Origin of the sequence: Trichococcus palustris (assembly GCF_900114465.1) — a bacterium.
Taxonomy (GTDB): domain Bacteria; phylum Bacillota; class Bacilli; order Lactobacillales; family Aerococcaceae; genus Trichococcus; species Trichococcus palustris.
This window is the reverse complement of the sequence record NZ_FOTD01000051.1, coordinates 1-1,229: the sequence shown is the minus strand read 5'-3', so window position 1 is coordinate 1,229 and position 1,229 is coordinate 1. Positions and strand designations below refer to the sequence as shown.

Here is a 1,229-nt window from a genome sequence, read left to right as displayed (position 1 = left end):
ATCACGTGTTACGTGACAACCTATTTATAATATCACGACTTCAACTTTCCGTCAAGCACTTATTTGAATTCTTTCAATTAAGTTTTGCTTGATATCAACAACCCGAAGCGGCAACTTTTATATACTATCATTCTCACGATTGCATGTCAATAACTTTTTTATTTTTTCCTAATGCTCTCGGAGACAACTTAAATATAATATCACGGTTTCCAGCTAGAGTCAACATTTTTTCGGATTGCTAAAAAAATATTTCGTTTCGTTTCTTTCTTCTTGGAGTTGGAATAGGAACTTAAGAAAAAAAGCGAAACCATAGAGAATCGTTACGTTTGTCCACTACTTCAGGCGAAATCCCCTGATGCCAAGTCCCCTCCCACAACGATTGTTTATTAGTACATCGCCTTGGATTTCTTTGCCATTTGGAATATTGATTTGCCGCATAAAGTTTCAATGATCCTGCATAATGCCAAGCCGCCCAAAAGGGAAGAATCTCAAGAAACTTGAAGGACGCATCACCACAAGATGGAAAGGGGTAAACAACGTACTGAGTGTCTGCAATTCTTGCTTTAGCGAAACGGATGAAAAGACAAATGATTGTAGCGAAAAACTCCCATGTTCGATAATGATACATGTTTAAGCCCAATGGAATAGGTTTATGAAACGTATGGTGAACAAAAATACCCGTCTGCCACCATTGATAATGGATTGGAATTCCCACAGATGAGTACGCTTGAAAACAAAGATGGACTGATATATTTTGCGCATGCCTCGGCTACAGGAAAACGGAGATCCAACAAAACCGATAGCGATCTTTGAGAGAATTCATTGTTTTTAGTTTTCGGAGACCCGTGACTTCAGTCGTGGGAGGAGCGTCTCCGGATGCGTCCGCACTGCCGGACAGGAATAAGCCTAAAGGGCGCTTGCACAACAAGCGCTCCCGTCGTGCAACAGCGGAGACAAGCCCGTGACTTTAGTCATGGGCTTGTCTACACTCGTATTAGTGGTGGTGCTTTTATTTTGCACAAACCTTTTAGCATTGTGCCTAACCCATGGTATCAACGTACCTGATAGCACTCCCACGAAAATCATAACCACAAAAAACAAGCACTCAGAGATGATAACATCACTGAGTGCTTGTTTCATATGATACCGGCGGCCGGGGTCGAACCGGCACGCCCTCGCGGGCACTGGATTTTGAGTCCAGCGCGTCTGCCTATTCCGCCACACCGGCA

The 1,229-nt window shown here is 43.1% G+C and carries 1 tRNA gene; it reads right to left on the bottom strand.

Annotation, left to right across the window (positions count from 1 at the left end):
- Positions 1-1,144: 1,144 nt before the first annotated feature.
- Positions 1,145-1,228, bottom strand: a tRNA-Leu gene (locus tag BM101_RS13800).
- Position 1,229: the final 1 nt, after the last annotated feature.